22 protein-coding genes are annotated in these 19,135 nt (G+C 75.4%); 4 read left to right on the top strand and 18 right to left on the bottom strand.

The window, feature by feature from the left end; translation table 11 throughout:
- Positions 1–51 precede the first annotated feature (51 nt).
- The 15 genes from ACI79L_RS20675 to hrcA form a co-directional block, all read right to left on the bottom strand.
- A complete protein-coding gene (locus tag ACI79L_RS20675) occupies positions 52–1,536 on the bottom strand; it encodes an FHA domain-containing protein (protein ID WP_456938593.1) in 1,485 nt (494 codons plus the stop codon).
- Positions 1,536–1,970, bottom strand: a complete 435-nt coding sequence (locus ACI79L_RS20680; protein ID WP_456938594.1) for a hypothetical protein — start codon at positions 1,968–1,970, stop codon at positions 1,536–1,538. Before ACI79L_RS20680 ends, ACI79L_RS20675 begins: the two co-directional genes overlap by 1 nt.
- Positions 1,971–2,026: 56 nt before the next feature.
- The gene (locus tag ACI79L_RS20685) at positions 2,027–3,583 is read right to left on the bottom strand and encodes a hypothetical protein (RefSeq protein WP_456938595.1); all 1,557 of its coding nucleotides are present in this window, start codon (positions 3,581–3,583) and stop codon (positions 2,027–2,029) included.
- Between the two features lie 162 nt (positions 3,584–3,745).
- The gene (locus ACI79L_RS20690; RefSeq protein ID WP_456938596.1) at positions 3,746–4,510 is read right to left on the bottom strand and encodes an isoprenyl transferase; all 765 of its coding nucleotides are present in this window, start codon (positions 4,508–4,510) and stop codon (positions 3,746–3,748) included.
- Positions 4,500–5,291, bottom strand: coding sequence for a DNA repair protein RecO (recO, locus tag ACI79L_RS20695; protein ID WP_456928418.1), 792 nt, complete (start codon positions 5,289–5,291; stop codon positions 4,500–4,502). The genes ACI79L_RS20690 and recO overlap by 11 nt, the downstream gene beginning before the upstream one ends.
- Positions 5,291–6,205: a GTPase Era gene (era, locus tag ACI79L_RS20700; protein ID WP_456938597.1), complete on the bottom strand. Its 915-nt coding sequence runs from the start codon at positions 6,203–6,205 to the stop codon at positions 5,291–5,293. The genes recO and era overlap by 1 nt, the downstream gene beginning before the upstream one ends.
- Positions 6,206–6,335: 130 nt before the next feature.
- Positions 6,336–6,686 (bottom strand): cytidine deaminase, encoded by a 351-nt coding sequence (locus tag ACI79L_RS20705; RefSeq protein ID WP_456938598.1) that lies wholly within the window; start codon positions 6,684–6,686, stop codon positions 6,336–6,338.
- 1 nt (position 6,687) lies between these two features.
- Positions 6,688–8,019, bottom strand: a complete 1,332-nt coding sequence (locus ACI79L_RS20710) for a hemolysin family protein (protein ID WP_456938599.1) — start codon at positions 8,017–8,019, stop codon at positions 6,688–6,690.
- Positions 8,020–8,023: 4 nt separating this feature from the next.
- Positions 8,024–8,527 carry an rRNA maturation RNase YbeY gene (gene ybeY, locus ACI79L_RS20715; protein WP_093580955.1) on the bottom strand — a complete coding sequence of 168 codons (504 nt, stop codon included), beginning with the start codon at positions 8,525–8,527 and terminating at the stop codon, positions 8,024–8,026.
- Between the two features lie 5 nt (positions 8,528–8,532).
- The gene (locus ACI79L_RS20720; RefSeq protein ID WP_456938600.1) at positions 8,533–9,666 is read right to left on the bottom strand and encodes a PhoH family protein; all 1,134 of its coding nucleotides are present in this window, start codon (positions 9,664–9,666) and stop codon (positions 8,533–8,535) included.
- An 89-nt stretch (positions 9,667–9,755) separates the two neighbouring features.
- Positions 9,756–10,583 carry an enoyl-CoA hydratase/isomerase family protein gene (locus ACI79L_RS20725; RefSeq protein WP_456938601.1) on the bottom strand — a complete coding sequence of 276 codons (828 nt, stop codon included), beginning with the start codon at positions 10,581–10,583 and terminating at the stop codon, positions 9,756–9,758.
- 31 nt (positions 10,584–10,614) lie between these two features.
- Entirely contained in the window at positions 10,615–10,974 is a 360-nt protein-coding gene (locus tag ACI79L_RS20730) for a histidine triad nucleotide-binding protein (RefSeq protein WP_456938602.1), read from the bottom strand.
- A 23-nt stretch (positions 10,975–10,997) separates the two neighbouring features.
- The gene (locus tag ACI79L_RS20735) at positions 10,998–11,765 is read right to left on the bottom strand and encodes a 16S rRNA (uracil(1498)-N(3))-methyltransferase (protein WP_456938603.1); all 768 of its coding nucleotides are present in this window, start codon (positions 11,763–11,765) and stop codon (positions 10,998–11,000) included.
- Positions 11,762–12,895 carry a molecular chaperone DnaJ gene (gene dnaJ, locus ACI79L_RS20740; RefSeq protein WP_456938604.1) on the bottom strand — a complete coding sequence of 378 codons (1,134 nt, stop codon included), beginning with the start codon at positions 12,893–12,895 and terminating at the stop codon, positions 11,762–11,764. The genes ACI79L_RS20735 and dnaJ overlap by 4 nt, the downstream gene beginning before the upstream one ends.
- A gap of 14 nt (positions 12,896–12,909) precedes the next feature.
- The gene (gene hrcA, locus ACI79L_RS20745; protein ID WP_456938605.1) at positions 12,910–13,929 is read right to left on the bottom strand and encodes a heat-inducible transcriptional repressor HrcA; all 1,020 of its coding nucleotides are present in this window, start codon (positions 13,927–13,929) and stop codon (positions 12,910–12,912) included.
- A 217-nt stretch (positions 13,930–14,146) separates the two neighbouring features.
- On the opposite strand from hrcA, the gene ACI79L_RS20750 reads away from it, so the two are divergent.
- Both ACI79L_RS20750 and ACI79L_RS20755 read left to right on the top strand, forming a co-directional pair.
- Positions 14,147–14,503 carry a type II toxin-antitoxin system VapB family antitoxin gene (locus ACI79L_RS20750; RefSeq protein WP_456938606.1) on the top strand — a complete coding sequence of 119 codons (357 nt, stop codon included), beginning with the start codon at positions 14,147–14,149 and terminating at the stop codon, positions 14,501–14,503.
- Entirely contained in the window at positions 14,503–14,970 is a 468-nt protein-coding gene (locus ACI79L_RS20755; RefSeq protein ID WP_456938607.1) for an N-acetyltransferase family protein, read from the top strand. The genes ACI79L_RS20750 and ACI79L_RS20755 overlap by 1 nt, the downstream gene beginning before the upstream one ends.
- 98 nt (positions 14,971–15,068) lie before the next feature.
- Here the strand turns inward: ACI79L_RS20755 and ACI79L_RS20760 are convergent, their stop codons facing one another.
- The 3 genes from ACI79L_RS20760 to hemW all read right to left on the bottom strand — a co-directional run bounded on the left by ACI79L_RS20760 (position 15,069) and on the right by hemW (position 18,095).
- Positions 15,069–15,674, bottom strand: a complete 606-nt coding sequence (locus ACI79L_RS20760) for a response regulator (RefSeq protein WP_456938608.1) — start codon at positions 15,672–15,674, stop codon at positions 15,069–15,071.
- A complete protein-coding gene (locus tag ACI79L_RS20765; protein WP_456938609.1) occupies positions 15,671–16,786 on the bottom strand; it encodes a sensor histidine kinase in 1,116 nt (371 codons plus the stop codon). Before ACI79L_RS20765 ends, ACI79L_RS20760 begins: the two co-directional genes overlap by 4 nt.
- Positions 16,787–16,871: 85 nt before the next feature.
- Complete coding sequence (hemW, locus tag ACI79L_RS20770) at positions 16,872–18,095, bottom strand: radical SAM family heme chaperone HemW (protein WP_456938610.1); 1,224 nt, start codon at positions 18,093–18,095, stop codon at positions 16,872–16,874.
- Positions 18,096–18,143: 48 nt separating this feature from the next.
- Here hemW and ACI79L_RS20775 point away from each other — a divergent pair, with 48 nt between their 5' ends.
- Entirely contained in the window at positions 18,144–18,926 is a 783-nt protein-coding gene (locus tag ACI79L_RS20775) for an enoyl-CoA hydratase-related protein (RefSeq protein ID WP_456938611.1), read from the top strand.
- Positions 18,927–18,958: 32 nt separating this feature from the next.
- Entirely contained in the window at positions 18,959–19,114 is a 156-nt protein-coding gene (locus ACI79L_RS20780) for a hypothetical protein (RefSeq protein ID WP_456938612.1), read from the top strand.
- Positions 19,115–19,135 lie beyond the last annotated feature (21 nt).

A 19,135-nucleotide genomic window follows, 5' to 3' on the forward strand; every position in this document is an offset into this window, starting at 1 on the left:
GCCCGCCTCCCCGGGTGGGGAGACGGGCGCCGGAGGGGAGCGGGGTGCGGGTCAGAACCCGCCGTGCTGCGACTCGAAGGCGAACTGGCGACCCCCCATGCGGACCGCCGTGCCCGGGGTCAGGCGGATCGGCTGGTGCGGCACCAGCGAGGACCAGCCCGGGGCGCCGCGCGGGGCGACGAGCGTGCCGTTGGCCGAGCCGACGTCGAGCAGCAGCACGTCCCAGCCCTCCAGCCGGATCTCGGCGTGGTGCCGGCTGACGCCGCCGGTCTGGTCGAGGACCAGCAGCGGCCGCACCTGGCCGGAGGCGACGCGCTCGTCGGTCTCCGGCTCGCGGCCGAGCAGGTAGTCCATGTCCAGGCTGACCGTGGCGCCGTCGTCGAAGACGAGCAGGCCCAGGGGCGGGCGCACACCCTCGACGACCACCGCCGTCTGCTGCGTCGTGCGGATGCCGCACAGCGCGCAGAACCCGGCCCGCGGGTCGTTGAGGTGGCCGTTCTTGCAGAGGATGCCCTTGACCTTCGGCCGCTCGTCCTCCGGCTCCGCGGCCGCGGGCGCCGGCTCCAGGCCCGGGGTCGGCAGCGGCTGCCGCGCCGGTTCCGCCTCGGCGGCCGCGCCGAACAGCAGCGCCGACCGCTCCGGCGCCGGCAGCTCCACCGGCGGCGGTGCGACCGGGGCCGGGTCGACGGCGGGTGCCGGGGCGGCGAGGGGCGGCGGGGCCGCGTGCGCGTGCCCGGTGTGGTCGTGCCCGGCGTGCTCGTGCCCGGCCGGGGCCCCCGCGGGCGCGGCGGGCGGGCGGGCCGGCGGCTTGGCCGTGGACAGCGGCACCCGGGCGTGCGGTGCCGGCAGCCGGACCTGCGTGGTGCCCGACGGCACCGGAGCGGCGGCCGACGGCGCGGGGGCCGGCGAGAGCACCGCGGCCGCGCCGGGGACCGCACCGGCCTCGAGGTCCGCGAGCGGGTGCGGCGCGGTGTCGGCGGGCGAGCCGGCCGACAGGTGCAGCGGGGCCGGCGGCCAGGTGACGGAGCGGTCGAGCACGAGGGTGCCGTTGTCCAGCTTCTCCCCCTGGGCCGGCGTGAGCCGCAGCCCCAGGTCGGGCACCTCGGCGCTGCCGCCGCCGACGAGCACGAGCGTCAGCCCGTCCTCGGTGGCGGCGGCGACCGCGAACGACGGCGGCTCGGTCACGGTGCCGAGCCAGGCGCGCAGGTCCTCGTGCAGCCGGCGGCCCGGGGCGCGGGAGCCGGCCGCGGACACCCGGCGGCACAGCGTGACCAGCTCGCCGACGAGCGCGTCGCCGGCCGGGGCGGCCGCGGGCGCGGGCGGGACCGGGGCGGAGCCCCAGCCGACCAGCGCCGGCCGGGCCGCCGGGGCGGCGGGGCCGGACGGCTGCGTGGGGACCCCGACGACCAGCAGCACCCCGGGCATCCGGACGACGAGGTCGGGGCCGGGGGCGACCCGGACGGCGACCTGGTCGAAGGGCGGCACGGTGGCCGGTGCGCCGGTCGTCCCGGTGAGCGGAGGCGTGGGGGCCGACATCAGATGAGCCTCCCGCCGTTGATCCGCCAGTGGATGAACGGCACGCGCATCGGGCCGTTGGCGACCAGCCACACGATCAGCCAGGTGCTGACGAAGTGGATGGCGAAGGCCGGGCCGGGCAGCGAGCCGATCCACGGGATCGCACCGCCGGCGAAGAGGAACCAGACGAGCAGGCCCTCGGGGATGCCGGTGAGCAGGCCGAACAGCGTCGGCCAGTCCTTCTCCCACCGGAACTGCTGGATGCCGTGGTAGACGAGCTCCCAGAGCACGCCGAGCACCAGCACGACCAGCAGCACGGAGAAGGTGGCGCCGTAGGAGGCGCCGAGCGAGGCCCCGGTCGGGAGCACCGGGGTGATGATCAGGGTCCAGATCGAACCGACCACGGCCAGCAGGAAGATCCTGGTCTGGATGCGGCCGTTCAGGGTGGGCAGCACGGTGTCGTCTCTCTCGGTCGTCGCGGGCGTCGGTCGTCGAGTCGGGGGCGGGTCGGTCAGATCTGCTTGTTGCGGACCCACTTCCACCACTGGCTGGTCGACCGGCCCGGCCCCAGCTTCTGCGCGAACCCCTGCTTGATCAGGTCGTCGGCGATCTCCTGCGCGGCGATCTGCAGGCCGAAGAAGGTGTCGACGCCGGGGAACGGGCCGCCGAGGGTGGCGCTGCCGGAGGCGTAGACCTTGCCGCCGTTCTGCGTGCCGGTGACCTCGAAGTTCCGCTGGACGTCGAGCCGGCCCACCGGGTTGCGGGTGGCGTTGGAGTGGTCGAGCAGGTCGGCCAGGACGCGGTGCTCGCGGATGTCGGCCTCGAGACCGGTGCAGTCGATGACGGCGTCGAAGGTGCCGGTGTGCGGGCCCTGGTCCGGGGTGCTGACGGTGACCTCGACGAGGTCGCCGACCGGCTTCATCTCCTCGATCCTGCCGATCATCACGCGGTACCAGCCCTCGGCGCGGCCGCGCTTGAGCTGCTCCTTCCAGTCCCGGCGGACGGGGGTGTTGGTGCCGCCCATCTCGTCGTAGAGCCGCTTGCGCTCGGCGCCCTCGCTCTTGCGGACCTGCTGCTTGAGCTGCCCGCCCCACACCGACTTCGGGTAGTTGAAGCCCTGGTAGGCCCAGCCGTCGGCGCCCTTGCGGCGCTTGAGGATGCCGGTGCCGTGCGGCTTGTCCACGTAGGTGCGGAACAGGTGGACGATCTGGGTCTGCAGGCCGAGCCGGTCGCGGTCGTCGATCAGCCGCTGCAGGACGCGCGAGGCCACGATGCCGCCACCGCGGATGAGCACGGTGCCCGGGCGCTGGTGCAGCCGCTCGTAGACCTGCTCGTGTCGCTCGTAGGCGTTCACGACCTTGCCGTAGTCGTTGTGCTCGTTGCGGTAGCGCTGCAGGTCGGGCAGGAACTTCAGGCCCGGGTAGCCGACGGCCACGTGCACCCAGGTGCTGCGGTACGCGATCCGCTTGGTGGGGGTGGCGCCCTCGGGCGGGGTCAGGATCGTGAAGTACCCGCCGCCCACGCGGCGCCGGACCATGCGGACCTGGCCGTTGACGACCATCTCCGGGTACCGGATCCGGTACATCTCCTTCTCCATCGACTCGAACGCGTGCCCCGCCTTCGGGGTGTAGTAGTTCGCGAAGATGGGCTCGACCAGCACGTTCCAGGCCTGCTTGAGGTTGCCCTGCAGGGCCTCGCGGATGGCGTAGCTCGGGAAGCCCCAGATGTTGTCGGGGCAGGACGACGAGTCCGACCGCAGCCGCTCGCCGCGCGGGATCTGCGAGACCGTCGTCAGGTACTCGTAGCTCTCCCACGGGGTCTTCAGCGGGGTGAGCACGCGCATGGCGCTCGTCGGGACACCGCAGATCCGCAGGTAGTCGACCGTCACGAACGAGCCGATGCCGCCACCGAAGGTGACGAACGGGACGTCGACGACGGGGATGCCGGCGTCGGCCAGCATCTGGTCGGTCCAGAAGTCACTGGCGATCAGCTGGTCGTTCAGGTCACCGGGCTGCGGTGGCGCCGCCGGGGTCCGGGCGTGCTGGGACGCGATCGTGCTCTCGCTCACGGTGGGGGTCTTCCGTCCTCTATCGGGGGAGCCGCCACTGTCAGGTCACGCGCACGCACTGTCAACGGATTCCGGCGCGGCAGCCGGAACCGCCCCTGGGCTGCGCCGACACCCGCGGAGCGGCCCGGACGAGGTCCCCGCCACGGACCCGCGGAGGGGCCCCTACGCCTTGCCGAAACGGCGCTGGCGGGAGGCGTACTCCTCGCACGCGGCCCACAGGTGCCGGCGGTCGAAGTCGGGCCAGAGGGTGTCGAGGAAGACGAACTCGGCGTAGGCCGACTGCCACAGCAGGAAGTTGCTCGTCCGGTTCTCCCCGGAGCTGCGCACGAACAGGTCCACGTCGGGCATGTCCGGCTCGTCGAGGAACCGGGCGACGGTGTCCTCGTCGACCTTGCCCGGGTCGAGCCGGCCCGCGGCGACCTCGCGGGCGATGGCTGCGGCGGCGTCGGCGATCTCGGCGCGGCCGCCGTAGTTCACGCACATGGTGAGGGTGAGGACGTCGTTGTCGCGGGTGAGCTCCTCGGCGACCTCGAGCTCCTTGATGACGCTGCGCCACAGCCGCGGGCGGCGGCCGGCCCAGCGCACCCGGACGCCGAGGTCGTGCATCTCGTCGCGGCGGCGGCGGATGACGTCGCGGTTGAAGCCCATGAGGAAGCGGACCTCCTCGGGGCTGCGCCGCCAGTTCTCGGTGGAGAACGCGTAGGCGCTGATCGCCTTCACGCCGAGCTCGATGGCGCCCTCGACGCAGTCGAACAGCGAGGACTCCCCCGCCTCGTGGCCGGCCGTCCGGGGCAGGCCGCGCTCCTTGGCCCAGCGGCCGTTGCCGTCCATGACGATCGCGACGTGCCGGGGCACCTTGTCGGCGGGGAGCTCGGGCGGGCGGACGCCCGAGGGGTGCGGGTTCGGCGGCTTGACCTCACGCCTCACTCAGCAGGCTCACTTCCCGGCGCGGGGCCGACGGGTCCGAGCGGTCCACCAGCGGCAGCGAGCGCAGCCCGCGCTCGAGGTGCCACTGCAGCAGCGCGGCCACCAGCCCGCTGCCCTCGCGGCGCTGCGGCTGCTCGCTGGACTCGGCGGTCGCCCAGTCGCCGGACAGCAGCGCCTCCAGGTGGCCGATGGTGACCGGGTTGGGCATGGCCGAGCCGGTCGGGCGGCAGCCGGGGCAGACGGTGCCGCCGGCCGGGACGGAGAAGTGCCGGTGCGGCCCCTCGAGGCCGCAGCGGGCGCAGTCGCCGAGCGCGGGCTCCCAGCCGGCCACCGACATCGCGCGCAGCAGGAACGCGTCGAGCACCAGTCCGGCCGGGTGGGTCTGCTCGGCCAGCGCCCGCAGCGCGCCGACGACGAGCAGGAACAGCCGCAGCGAGGGCTCCTTCTCCTCCGCGGTCAGCCGGTCGGCGGTCTCGAGCACCGCGGTGCCGGCGGTGTAGGCGCGGTAGTCCGCGGCGATGACCGAGCCGTAGGAGCGGATGGACTCCGCCTGGCTGACGATGTCGAGGTTCCGGCCGGTGTAGAACTGCACGTCCACGTGGCTGAACGGCTCGAGCCGGGCGCCGAACTTGCTCTTGGTGCGGCGCACGCCCTTGGCCACCGCGCGCACCTTGCCGTGCCGGCGGGTGAGGACCGTGACGATCCGGTCGGCCTCCCCCAGCTTCTGGGTGCGCAGGACGATCCCCTCGTCGCGGTACAGCGACTTCGGCGTGGTGCTCATCAGTACCCGAGCCGGTTCAGCTTCTTCGGGTCGTCCTGCCACTCGCCGAGGACGGTGACGTGCAGGTCGAGGTGGACCCGGGCGCCGAGCAGCTGCTCCAGCCCGGCGCGGGCCTCGGTGCCGATCGCCTTGATGACCGACCCGCCCTTGCCCAGCAGCATCGGCTTCTGGCTGGGCCGCTCGCAGTGCAGCAGCGCGTGCACCTCGACCAGCTCCGCGCCCTCCCGCTTGGGGTCGGGCCGGCGGTCGATCTCCTCGACGGTGACCGCGAGGGAGTGCGGCACCTCCTGGAACACCTTCTCCAGCGCCGCCTCGCGGATGAGCTCGGCGATCTGGCGGTCGGTGTCCTCGTCGGTGGTCTGCTCCTCGGGGTACAGCGGCGGGCCCTCGGGCAGCAGGCCGACCAGCAGGTCCTCCAGCAGCTCCACCTGGTCGCCCGCGACCGCGCTCACCGGCACGACCTCGGCGGCCTGGACGAGCTGGCTGGCGGCCACCAGCTGCTCGGCGACCTGCTTCCTGCTCGCGGCGTCGGTCTTGGTGACGACGACGACCACCGGCGCCGTGACCTCCTTCAGCTGGCGGGCGATGAACCGGTCACCGGCGCCCACCGGCTGGTCGGCCGGGACGCAGAACACCACGACGTCGACCTCGGACAGCGTGTCCCGGACGACGTCGTTGAGCCGGCGGCCGAGCAGGCTCTTGGGCTTGTGGAGGCCCGGGGTGTCGACGAGCACGAGCTGCCCGCCCGGCCGGTGCACGACGCCGCGGATGGCGTGCCGGGTGGTCTGCGGCCGGTTGCTGACGATGCCGACCTTCTCGCCGACCAGCGCGTTGGTCAGCGTGGTCTTGCCCGCGTTCGGCCGGCCGACCAGGCAGGCGAAGCCGCTGCGGTAGGGCTGGTCCGGCGTGCTCACCGGCCCAGTCTCCCACTGCGTGACGACATCGTCGGCCCACCGGCCGACACCGCGGACACGTGCCGTCCCCCACAGGCGGGAGCCCCCACGACCGCTCCTCGCGGAGGCCTCCGGCCCCCACTCGCCGCGGTCACGAGGTGGCGCGCAGCACCCCGTCGGGGCCGGCGAGGAACACGGGCGCGGACGCGGTCAGGTCGTGCACGGCGGCCAGGCCCTCCTGCTCGACGGCGTCGGCGTCGGACACGATCGCCGCCGCCTCCAGGCCCTCGACGCCGCTGGACACCGCCGCGGCGACGGCCGCCTGCAGCGCGGACAGCCGCAGCGAGGGCAGCGCGACGCTGGCGGCGACGTAGGTGCGCCCGTCGGTGTCGCGGACCGCGGCGCCCTCCGGCGCGTCGGTGCGGCCGCGGGCGGACCGGGCGAGGGTGACGAGCTTGGCGTCCTCGGGCTGCAGGTCGGGCACGAGGGACGAGCTTTCCACGTCAGCTCTCGGCGGCGGCCGGGACCTCCGCCCGGGTGGCCCCGGACTGGTGCTCGGGGTCCGCGTCGGGCACCCGGCACACCAGGATGGTGTCGATCCGGTTGCGCCGCCCGCCGGTGCTCTCGGCGACCAGCCGCAGGCCCGCGACCTCCGCCGCCGAGCCCTCGATCGGCACCAGGCCGAGCTCGCGGGCGAGCAGGCCGCCGACGGTCTCCACGTCGTCGTCGCGGGGCAGCTCGACGTCGAACAGCTCGGCGAGGTCCTCGACCGGGAGCCGGGCGGTGATCCGCACCGACCCGTCGTCGAGGTGCTCGACCGGCGGCCGCTGGACGGCGTCGTGCTCGTCGGCGATCTCCCCGACGATCTCCTCGAGGATGTCCTCGATGGTGACCAGCCCGGCGAAGCCGCCGTACTCGTCGACGACGATCGCGATGTGGATGCGGCGGGCCTGCATGTCGCGCAGCAGCTCGTCGACCGGCTTGGACTCCGGCACGAACGCCGGCGGGCGCATGAGCTCCTCGACCTTCGGGCCGCGGGCCTCGCCGAGGTTTTGCGACCGGCGCACCAGGTCCTTGAGGTAGACGACGCCGACGACGTCGTCGACGTTCTCCCCGATCACCGGGATGCGGCTGAACCCGCTGCGCAGCGCCAGGGCCAGCGCCTGCCGGACGGTCTTGGTGCGCTCGATCCACACGACGTCGGTGCGCGGCACCATGACCTCGCGGGCGATGGTGTCGCCCAGCTCGAACACCGAGTGGATCATGTTGCGCTCGCCGGACTCGACCACGCCGCGCTCCTCGGCGAGGTCGACCAGCTCGCGCAGCTCGACCTCGGTGGAGAACGGGCCGTCGCGGTAGCCGCGGCCGGGGGTGATCGCGTTGCCGATCAGGATCAGCAGCGTCGCGACCGGGCCGAGCACCCGGCCCAGCAGCCGCACCACCCCGGCGGTGGCCAGCGCGACCGGATAGGCGTGCTGGCGGCCCAGCGTCCGCGGCCCGACGCCGACCAGCACGTAGCTGACCACGGTCATCACGCCGGCCGCGGCGAGCACCGCCTGCCAGCCCATGCCCAGCACGCGGACCAGGACGACGGCGACCAGCACCGCGGCGACCATCTCGCAGACGATCCGCAGCAGCAGGAGCAGCGCCACCAGCCGGGCGCGCTCGTCGAGGACCCGCTCGAGGGTGGCCGCCCGCCGGACGCCGTCGCGGCGCAGCTCCTCGACCCGCGCCTTGGACACCCGCTGCAGGGCGGCGTCCATGGCGCCGAACAGGCCGGCCAGCGGCACCAGGCAGATCGCGACGACCAGCAGCGTGACCGCACCGGCGCTCATCGCGTCACCGCGTCCCGGGACCCCGTTCGGCCGGCTCACCGGTGACCGGCTGCCGCGGCGCGGAGCGCCACCCCTCCAGCAGGCGGGTCTGCAGGCCGAACATCTCCCGCTCCTCCTCGGGCTCCATGTGGTCGTAGCCGAGCAGGTGCAGCACGCCGTGGGTGGCCAGCAGCAGCAGCTCGTCGTCCATGGAGTGGCCGGCGGCGCGGGCCTGCCGGACGGCGACCGAGGGGCACAGCACGACGTCGCCGAGCAGCGCCGGGCCGGGCTCGGGGTCGTCGGGGCGGGCGGTGTCGAGCTCGTCCATGGGGAAGGCCAGGACGTCGGTCGGGCCCTTCTCCCCCATCCAGCGCTCGTGCAGCACGGACATGTAGTCCGGGTCGACGCACAGCACCGACAGCTCGGCCATCGGGTTGACGCCCATCTCGGCGAGGACGTACCGGCAGATGCCGGTCAGCTCCGCCTCGTCGACGGCGATCTCGGACTCGTTGGCGACCTCGACGGGCACGGCGCTCAGCTCCCCTGCCGGCGCGTCGGCCGCGCGGGCCGGGCCGGGCCCGCGGGACGGCCGGCACCCTGCTGGTGGGCGGCGTCCCACCGCTCGTAGGCGTCGACGATGTCGCCGACCAGCCGGTGACGGACGACGTCGGAGCTGGTCAGGTTGGCGAAGTGCACGTCCTCGATGCCGTCGAGGATCTCCCGCACCACCTTGAGGCCGCTCTGCGCGCCGCCGGGCAGGTCGACCTGCGTGACGTCACCGGTGACGACGATCTTCGAGCCGAAGCCGAGCCGGGTGAGGAACATCTTCATCTGCTCGGCGGTCGTGTTCTGCGCCTCGTCGAGGATCACGAACGCGTCGTTGAGCGTGCGGCCGCGCATGTAGGCCAGCGGCGCGACCTCGATCGTGCCCGACTGCATCAGCCGCGGGATCGACTCGGGGTCGACCATGTCGTGCAGGGCGTCGTACAGCGGGCGCAGGTACGGGTCGATCTTCTCGCTGAGCGTGCCGGGCAGGTAGCCCAGCCGCTCGCCGGCCTCGACCGCGGGGCGGGTGAGGATGATCCGGTTGACCTGCTTGGTCTGCAGCGCCTGCACGGCCTTGGCCATCGCCAGGTAGGTCTTGCCGGTGCCGGCGGGGCCGATGCCGAAGACCACGGTGTGCGCGTCGATCGCGTCGACGTAGCGCTTCTGGTTCAGCGTCTTGGGCCGGATCGTGCGGCCGCGGCGGCTGATGATGTCGAGGCTGAGGACGTCGGCCGGGCGCTCGGAGCCGCCGCTGCGCAGCATCCCGATGACCCGGCGCACCGAGTCCGGGCGCAGCGCCTGGCCGGTGCCGAGCAGCGCGATGAGCTCGTCGAACACGCGGACGGCGAAGGCGTTGTCGGCCGGCTGCCCGGTCACGGCGATCTCGTTGCCGCGGACGTGCACGTCGGCGTCGACCTCGGACTCGACCAGCCGGAGCAGCTCGTCACCGGAGCCGAGCAGGGCGACCATCGAGACGGAGTCCGGGACGGTGATGGTGGCGCGGACCGCGGCGGGGGCGGCGCTGGCGAGGGTGCTGGCGCTGTCCGCGGCGACGGCCTGCGCGGAGGCCTCGCGGGACGTGGGCGCGCCCGGCACGGGGACGTTCGGGGAGGTGTCGGGCAAGAACCCTCGACCCTGCCTTCCTGGCACGGGGAACTAGACGGTTCGACTCTACCCGCGCCCCGCCACCGGGAACCGCGCTCGCGCGCAGGTCACCGCCCCGAGTAGGTGGCCCGCCCCGGCCCGTCGGCCAGGAAGGAGGCGACGGCGCCGCGCAGGTCGTCGGTGGCGAACAGCGCCCCGGAGACCTGCGGGGTGATCTCGTCGGCGGCCCGCGCGCCGTGCCGCACCGCCGTCGTCACGAGGCGCTTGGTCGCCGCGTGCGCGATCGTCGGGCCGGCGGCGACCCGGCGCGCGTAGTCGCGGGCGGCCTCGGCGAAGCCGTCGTCGGGCAGCACCCGGTTGACGACGTCCCACCGCTCCAGCACCGCGGCCGGGTAGAGCTCCCCGGTGAAGATGAGCTCCTTGGCCCGCGCCGGGCCGGCCCGCTCGGCCAGCCGCTGCGGCCCGCCCATCGACGGGGTGAGCCCGACGCGGATCTCGAGCAGCCCGAACGACGCCTTCTCCGCGGCCAGCAGCAGGTCGCAGGCCAGCGCCAGCTCGAAGGCGGCGGTGAGGGTCAGCCCGTGCGCGGCGAACACGGTGGGGACGGGCAGGTCCTCCAGCGTCTGCGCGATGCGCAGCAGCCGCGCCCACAGCGCCGTGCCCTCCTGGGCGGGGGCGGGGCCCTCGGCGATGTCCCGGAAGGCGTGCACGTCGACGCCGCCGGAGACGACCTTCCCGCGGGCCTCGAGCAGCACCGCGCGGGCGCGGTCGGGCCGGCCGGGCTCGGTGAGGTCGACCAGCTCGGCGACGACCCGCTCGAACGCGGCGAACACCGACTCGTCGAAGAGGTTGAGCGGGGGTGCGTCCAGCACGACGACGGCGACGTCGCCGTCCCGCTCGATCCGGACGGGGGCGGCGCTGCCGGCGTCGGTCATGCCGGCCACCCTGCCAGGCGGCCCGCCCGGCTCAGCCCGGGGGCCAGCGGAGGTCGCGGCCGCCGAGGACGTGCAGGTGCAGGTGGTGGACGGTCTGCCCGGCCTGCGGGCCGGTGTTGACCACCAGGCGGTAGCCGGGCTCGGTGCCGTCCTCGCTGGCCAGCCCCTCCTGGATCGCCACCGCGTGCGCGGCGGCCACCACGTCGGCGAGCAGCTGCGGGTCGGCGCCGACGAGCAGCCCCGCCGTCGCGTGGTGCTGCTTGGGGATGACCAGCACGTGCGTGGGCGCCTGCGGGTTGACGTCCCGGAAGGCCAGCGTGCGGTCGGTCTCGTGCACGACGTCGGCGGGGATCTCCCCGGCGACGATCCGGCAGAAGAGGCAGTCGGTCACCCCGCCGACCTTATGGCCGGGCGTCAGGCCCAGCGGGTCCGGACCGACAGGGCGGCCAGCGCCGCGGCGCCGGCGGTGGAGGTCCGCAGCACCTCGGGGCCGAGCCGCACCGGCTGGGCGCCGGCCGCGCGCAGCGCCACGACCTCGCCGTCGGTGAGCCCGCCCTCCGGGCCGACGACGACGGCGACCGTGCCGCTGGTGGGGATCTCGATCCCGGCGAGGGGACGGCGGGCCTGCTCGTGCAGCACCAGCGCGAGGTCGACGTCGGCGAGCTCCCCGCACACCTGGCGGGTGGTCATGAGGTCGCCGATCTCGGGGACCCGCGGCCGCCGCGACTGCTTGGCCGCCGCCCGCGCCGCGGCCCGCCACTTGGCCAGGCCCTTCTCGACGCGGTCCTCGCGCCAGCGGGTGACGCAGCGCGCGGCGGCCCACGGGACCACCCGGTCGACGCCGAGCTCGGTGGCCAGCTCCACGGCCAGCGGGCCGCGGTCGCCCTTGGGCAGCGCCTGGACCAGCACGAACTCCGGGTCGGGCGGCGGCACCTCGTGGCGGGCGGTGACCTGCACGCGCAGCCCGGCCGCGCCGGCGTCGAGCACGGTGCCCTCGACGACGGCGCCGCGGCCGTCGCCGACCCGCACCGCCTCGCCGGTGGTCAGCCGCAGCACGTCGACGGCGTGCCGGCCCTCGGCCCCGCCGACGAGCACCTCGCCGTCGTCGGGCAGCTCGTCGAGCAGGAACAGCGGGGAGCCGTCGAGGGCCGGCCGGGCGTCGCCGGGGGCCGGGACGCTCACTTGAACGAGTTCCGGACCCGGGAGAACAGGCCGCCGTGCGTGTCCGACGGGCCGGGGCGGTCCTCGCCGCGCAGCACCGCCAGCTCGCGCAGCAGCTTCTCCTGCTCGGCGTCGAGGCGGGTCGGCGTCTGGACGTCGACGTGCACGTGCAGGTTGCCCCGGCCGGTGGCCCGCAGCCGCGGCGCGCCCTGGCCGCGCAGGGTGAGCACGGTGCCCGCCTGGGTGCCGGGGCGGACGTCGACGTCGGTGTCCTCGCCGTCGAGCAGGGTCAGCGGCAGCGTGGTGCCGAGAGCCGCGGCCGTCATCGGCAGCGCCACGTGGCAGTGCAGGTCCTCGCCGTCGCGGGTGAACACCGGGTGCGGGCGCTCGCGGATCTCCACGTACAGGTCGCCGGCGGGGCCGCCGCCGGGGCCGACCTCGCCGCGGCCGGTGAGCCGGATCCGCATGCCGTCCTCGACGCCGGCGGGCACCTTGACCTGGATGTCCTGCCGGGAGCGGACCCGGCCCTCGCTGCCGCACTCGGGGCAGGGGTCGGGGATGACCTGGCCGGTGCCGGCGCAGGTGGGGCACGGCCGGCTGGAGACGACCTGGCCGAGGAACGAGCGCTGGACGCTCTGCACCTCGCCGCGGCCCGAGCAGGTGACGCAGGTGGTCGGGTGGGTGCCCGGCGCGGTGCCGGCGCCGGCGCAGGTGCCGCACAGCACCGCGGTGTCGACGGTGATCGTCTCTGTGGTGCCGAAGACCGTCTGCTCGAGGTCGAGCTCCAGCGCGATCAGGGCGTCGTCGCCGGCGCGGACGCGGCTGCGCGGCCCGCGCGTGCCCATCCCGCCGCCGAAGAAGGCGTCCATGATGTCGCCGAGCCCGCCGAAGCCGGCCCCGCCGAACGGCGAGCCCGCGCCGGCGCCGGCGCCGCTGTCGAACGGGTCGCCGCCGAGGTCGACGATGCGCCGCTTGTCCGGGTCGGTCAGCGCCTGGTAGGCCCGGCTGACCTCCTGGAAGCGCTCCTTGGCTCCGGGGTCGGGGTTGACGTCGGGGTGCAGGTCCCGCGCCAGCCGCCGGTAGGCCTTCTTGATGTCGGCGTCGGAGGCGCCCCGGGAGAGCCCGAGGACGCCGTAGTAGTCGGTTGCCATGGGGGGTCGAGACCTCAGCTCCCGGCCAGCAACTGGCCGACGTAACGGGCCACGGCTCGCACCGCGGCCATGTTGCCTGGGTAGTCCATGCGGGTCGGGCCGACGATGCCGAGTCCGCCCAGCGCCCGGTCACCGGTGCCGTACCCCACCGAGACGACCGACGCACCGGCCAGCGCCTCGTGGGCGTTCTCCTCGCCGATGCGCACGAGCACCGCGCCGCTGCTGTCGACCTCGCTGATCAGCTTGAGGACGACGACCTGCTCCTCCAGCGCCTCCAGCAGCGGGCGCAGGCTGCCGGGGTCGAGCGCGACGCGGGCCAGGTTCGCCGTCCCGCCGATGACCAGGCGGTCCTCCCCCGGCTCGACCAGGGTCTCGATCAGCGCGGCGCTGACCGCGGCGACCAGCGCCCGCAGGTGCTCCGGCGCGGTCTCCACGAGGTCGGGCACCTTGCCGCCGGCGTCGGCGAGCCGGGCGCCGGTGAACGCGGCGTTGAGCGTGGCGCGCAGGTCGGCGACGTCGTCGCGGCTGACGTCGACCGGGCAGTCGACCACCCGCTGCTCGACGCGGCCGGTGTCGGTGATGAGCACCAGCAGCAGCCGCGAGCCGCTCAGCTGCACCACCTCGAGGTGGCGCACCGCGCTGCGCGACAGGGTCGGGTACTGGACGACGGCGACCTGGTGGGTCAGCTGGGCGAGCAGGCGGACCGTGCGGCCGAGGACGTCGTGCAGGTCGACCGCGCCGTCGAGGAACCGCTCGATGGCGCGGCGCTCGGCGGGCGACAGCGGCTTGACCGCCGACAGCCGGTCGACGAACAGCCGGTAGCCCTTGTCCGTGGGCACCCGCCCGGCGCTGGTGTGCGGCTGGGTGATGTAGCCCTGCTCCTCGAGGACGGCCATGTCGTTGCGGATGGTCGCCGGCGAGACCCCGAGGTCGTGCCGCTCGGCCAGGGCCTTGCTGCCCACGGGGTCGTTGGTGGAGACGAAGTCCTGCACGATGGCCCGCAGGACCTGCAGGCGCCGTTCGTCGTGCGCCACGGTGACACCTCCCCGAACCGGTCGACGTCGCCGTGCGGGGAGCCCGAGGGACTCCGGCCCGCCCCCGCCGGGTGCCCGGCGGGGCTGGCACTCGCACGGACCGAGTGCCAATCCAGCATACGACCAGGGAGCCGTTCCGTCGCGGACGTGACGGGGTCCACCACCCCGGTGGGGGCCCGGCACGGCGGGCGGCGGGCCGATAGGCTCGGACGCGTCGGTGCCGGTACGGGGCAGGTCTTGGACGGAGGTCGGGTCCCTGATCTTCAAAGCGGTGCGGAGCGGGCGCCCCTATCCCGAGCACGGGTTGTCCACGAAGGACTGGGCGATGATCCCGCCCCGGCAGATCCGGCTCGACACCCTCGTCACCACCAAGCGCGAACTGGCGCTGGACACCCTGCTCGCCGACGACTCGACCTTCTACGGCGACCTCTTCCCGCACGCCGTCCACTGGCACGGCGACCTCTACCTCGAGGACGGCCTGCACCGCGCGCTGCGGGCGGCCCTGCAGCAGCGCTCGGTCATCCACGTCCGGGTGCTCGACCTCGACGCGCTGATGCCCGCCAACCTGGCCTGATGGACCCGGCCCGGCTCGACGGCGGGGTGCTGCTGCGGGAGGCGACCGCCGGGGACCTGCCCGCGGTGGTCGCACTGCTGGCCGACGACCCGCTCGGTGCCACCCGGGAGTCGGCCGACCCCGCCCCCTACGAGCGGGCGTTCGCCGCCGTCGCCGCCGACCCCGCGCACCTGCTGGTCGTGGCCGAGGACGCCGGCGCGGTCGTCGGCACCCTGCAGCTGACGTTCCTGCCCGGGCTGTCCCGCGGCGGCGCGCTGCGCGCCCAGGTGGAGGGCGTGCGGGTGGCCGCGGCCGCCCGCGGGCGGGGCCTCGGCGAGGCGATGCTGCGGTGGTGCGCCGCGGAGTCCCGCCGCCGCGGCGCGGCGCTGCTGCAGCTCACCACCGACACCCGCCGCCCCGACGCGCACCGCTTCTACGAGCGGCTGGGCTTCGTCGCCTCGCACGTCGGGATGAAGCTCGAGCTCTAGTCGGTCTCGGCTCGCTCGTCTCAGGCGGCCCTCTCGCAGGGGCCCGCCCCGAGCGGAGCGAGGAGTGGGGGGCGAGGGGTGGGGGCGAAGGGGTCCTTCTAGAGCCAGCCCTTGTCGGCGGCGACGCGGGCGGCCTCCACCCGCGTGCGGGCGCCGGTCTTGCCGATCGCCGAGGACAGGTAGTTGCGCACCGTGCCCTCGGAGAGGAACAGCCGCCGGGCGATGTCGGCGACGGTGGCGCCGTCGGCGGCCTCGCGCAGCACGTCGGCCTCGCGGGCGGACAGCGGCGTCGCGCCGATCGCCAGCGCGGCGGCGGCCAGCTCCCGGTCGATCACCCGCTCCCCCGCGACGACGGCGCGGATCGACCGGGCGAGCTCGGCGACCGGCGCGTCCTTCACCAGGAAGCCCGCCGCGCCCACCTCCATGGCGCGGCGCAGGAACCCCGGCCGGCCGAAGGTGGTGAGGACGACGGCGCGGACCGCGGGCAGCTCGGCGGCCAGCTCGCGGGCGGCCTCCAGCCCGTCCCGCCCGGGCATCTCGATGTCGAGCAGCGCGACGTCGGGGCGGTGCTCCCGGGCGGCGGCCAGCACCTCGTCGCCCCGGCCCACCTCGGCGACGACGGTGATGTCGGGCTCGAGCTCCAGCAGCGCCCGCAGCGCGCCGCGGACCATCGACTGGTCCTCGGCCACCAGCACCCGGATCACCGGGCCACCGCCGCCGCGGGGGCCGGCAGCAGCGGCAGGACCGCGCGCAGCTCGTAGCCGCCGTCGCGGCCGGCGCCGCCGGTGAGCCGGCCGCCCAGCGCGCCCACCCGCTCGGAGAGGCCGGTGAGCCCGGAGCCGGGCGCGGTGTCGTCGGCGGGGCCGCGGCCGTCGTCGGTGACGGTGAGCACCGCGTCGGTGCCGTCGTCGGCGAGGGTGACGGTGACCGTCCGGGCGCCGCTGTGCCGCAGCACGTTCGTCGTCGCCTCGCGGACCACCCAGCCCAGGGCGGCGTCGACCGGGCCGGGCAGCACGGGCACCCGGTCCGGCAGGCGGGCGGCGATCCCGGCGCCGGACAGCGCCGCGCGCGCCTCGGCCAGCGCCTGCGCGCAGCTGACCTGGCGGTAGCCGCTGACCGCGTCGCGGACCTCGGCCAGCGCGCGGCGGGCGGCGGCCTCGACGTCGGCCATCTCGGTGCGGGCCCGGGCGGGGTCGACCTCGGCCAGCCGCCCGGCGAGCTCGGACTTGAGCGCGATGAGCGACAGGCTGTGGCCGAGCAGGTCGTGCAGGTCGCGGGCGAAGCGCAGCCGCTCCTCGGCGACGGCGTTGCGGGCCAGCTCCTCGCGGGCCGCGGCCAGCTCGGTGTTCACCTCGACCAGGTGGCGGGTGCCGCGCATCGCGAACGCCGTGAGCACGCACATCACCGGGAGGATGAACAGACTCCCGAGCTGGCCGTCGGCCGCGACCACCCCGGCGCACACCGCGGCGGCGGCGACCACCGCCGGGCACACCCAGCGCTGCGGCAGCGCCGCGGCCGAGGCGGCCGAGACGTAGATCAGCAGGCCCGCCCACGACGGGCCCAGCCAGAGGGCGAGGCCGGCGCCGAGCGCCGCGACCACCGCCAGCCGGCCGAGCCGTCCGCCCGGGTCGCAGGTGGTGAACGACCGGCGGAACACGTCGAGGTAGACGGCGGTGAACACCAGCAGCGCGGCCCCGGCGACCACCCGGACCGCCGCCGGCCGGTCGGTGGTCAGCAGGTCGGCGAGGGGGAAGACCTGGAACAGCAGCCAGGGCAGGGACCAGCCGATCTGCCGCCACCGGGAGGGGACGTCCACGGCGCCCGACCGTAGACCCGCCGATCCCGGTACCGGACCTGCCGGACGTCGTCGGCCCGGGCTGACATCCGTCAGACGGGCACCGTCAGTCGGTGAGGTCCCGCACGACGGCGTCGGCGAGCAGGCGGCCCCGGTCGGTGAGCACCGCCCGGCCCTCGGCGTGCGCGGCGGGCTCCAGCAGCCCGCGGGCGACGGCGTCGGCGGCGCGGGCCCGTCCGGTGTCCGACAGCGCGGTCAGCGGCAGCCCGTCGCGCAGCCGCAGGCCGAGCATGACCGTCTCCAGCGCGCGGTCGGCGGGCTCGAGCACCTCGCGGTCGGCCGCCGGGCTCTCCCCGGCCGCCAGCCGCTGCGCGTAGGCCGCCGGGTGCTTGACGTTCCACCAGCGCACGCCGCCGACGTGGCTGTGCGCGCCCGGGCCGATCCCCCACCAGTTCGCGTTGGCCCAGTACAGCTCGTTGTGCCGGCACCGGGCGGCGTCCCCGCGCGACCAGTTGCTGACCTCGTACCAGTCGAACCCGGCGCCGCGCAGCACGGTGTCGGCCTGCACGTAGCGGTCGGCGAGGACGTCGTCGTCGGGCATCGGCAGCTCGCCGCGGGCGATCCGGCGGGCCAGCCGGGTGCCGTCCTCGACGATGAGCGCATAGGCGCTGACGTGGTCGACCGGCGCGGCCAGGACGGCGTCGAGCGACGCGGCCCAGTCGGCGTCGGTCTCGCCGGGCGTGCCGTAGATGAGGTCCAGGTTGACGTGCTCGAAGCCGGCCGCGACCGCCTCCCGCGCCGCCTGCGCCGCGCGCCCGGGGGTGTGCCGCCGGTCGAGGACGGCGAGCACGTGCTCGGCGGCGGACTGCATCCCGAGGCTCAGCCGGGTGAAGCCGGCCGCGCGCAGCGTCGCCAGCGACCGCGGGGTCACCGACTCGGGGTTGGCCTCGGTGGTCACCTCGACGTCGGGGGCGACCGGGAACAGCTCGCGGACGGCGGCCAGCACGGCGGCGAGGTCCTCGGCGGGCAGCAGGGTCGGGGTGCCGCCGCCGACGAAGACGGTGGAGACCGTCGGCAGGTCGGGGCCCAGCACCCGCGCGGCCCGGTGCAGCTCGGCGATCGCGGTGCCCGCGTACTCGGCGCGGTTGGCGCCGGGGCCGAGCTCGTCGGAGGTGTAGGTGTTGAAGTCGCAGTAGCCGCAGCGGGTGGCGCAGAACGGCACGTGCACGTAGAGCCCGAACGGCGTCGTCGCCAGGTGCTCGCGGGCACCGGCCGGCAGGTCGTCGTCCGCCGGCGGACGCGCCGGCAGCAGCGGCAGGGTGGTGGTCATCTGCTCCCAGTGTGCCGCGCCCCCGCCACCCCGGGGCAGGATGCCCGGGTGAGCTCTGCGCCCGTGGACGGGGACCGGCTGCTGCAGGTGACCGTCGCGGGGGGCGTGGCCCGGCTGGTGCTGGACTCCCCCGCCAACCGCAACGCACTGTCCCGGGCGCTGCGCGCCCAGCTGCGCGAGGCCCTCGACGCCGCGCTCGCCGACGACGCGGTGCGCGTGGTCGTGCTCGACCACACCGGGCGGGTGTTCTGCTCGGGGATGGACCTGTCCGAGGCCGCCGGGGCCGGCGCGGGGGACCAGGGCGTGCGCGAGCTCCCCGACCTGCTGCGGACCATCTGGACCGCGCCCAAGCCGGTGGTGGCCGCGGTCCGCGGGCCGGCGCGGGCGGGCGGGGTCGGCCTGGCCGCGGCCTGCGACGTCGTGGTGGCCGCGTCCTCGGCGACGTTCGGGATGTCGGAGGTGCGGCTCGGTCTGGTGCCCGCGGTGATCTCGGCGGTCGTGCTGCCGCGGATGCTGCCGCACGCCGCGCACCGGCTCATGCTCACCGGCGAGGTGTTCGACGCCGCCACCGCCGCGGCCGGCGGGCTGGTGGACCTGGTGGCGCCCGACGACGAGGTGGACGCCGCCGTCGACGGGCAGGTGCTGGCGCTGGCCGCCGGGTCGCCGTGGGCGCTGGCGGAGACCAAGCGGCTGCTGCGGGCCGGCGGGCTGCGCGGCTCGTTCGACGACCTGCTGGACCTCTCCGCCCGCGCCTTCGCCGGCGAGGAGGGCCAGGAGGGCATCGCCGCGTTCCGGGAGAAGCGCCCGGCGCGCTGGGTCCCCACGCTCTAGCGGACCCGGGTCCCCCGCGGGACCCTGCGGACGTGACCGCCCCCGAGGACCCGCGCGAGCGCGTCCGCACCCTGCCCGAGCCGGTCGACCCCCAGGACACCGTGGAGACCGTCGACGCCTCCTCCGCGCAGCCGGTGGTGACGGAGAGCGACGAGCGCGACGCCCTGCTCCGCCAGGCCGGGGGCTGACCTCTTCCCTGGGCGCGCTCG

This window comes from Geodermatophilus sp. SYSU D00684 (assembly GCF_054050455.1).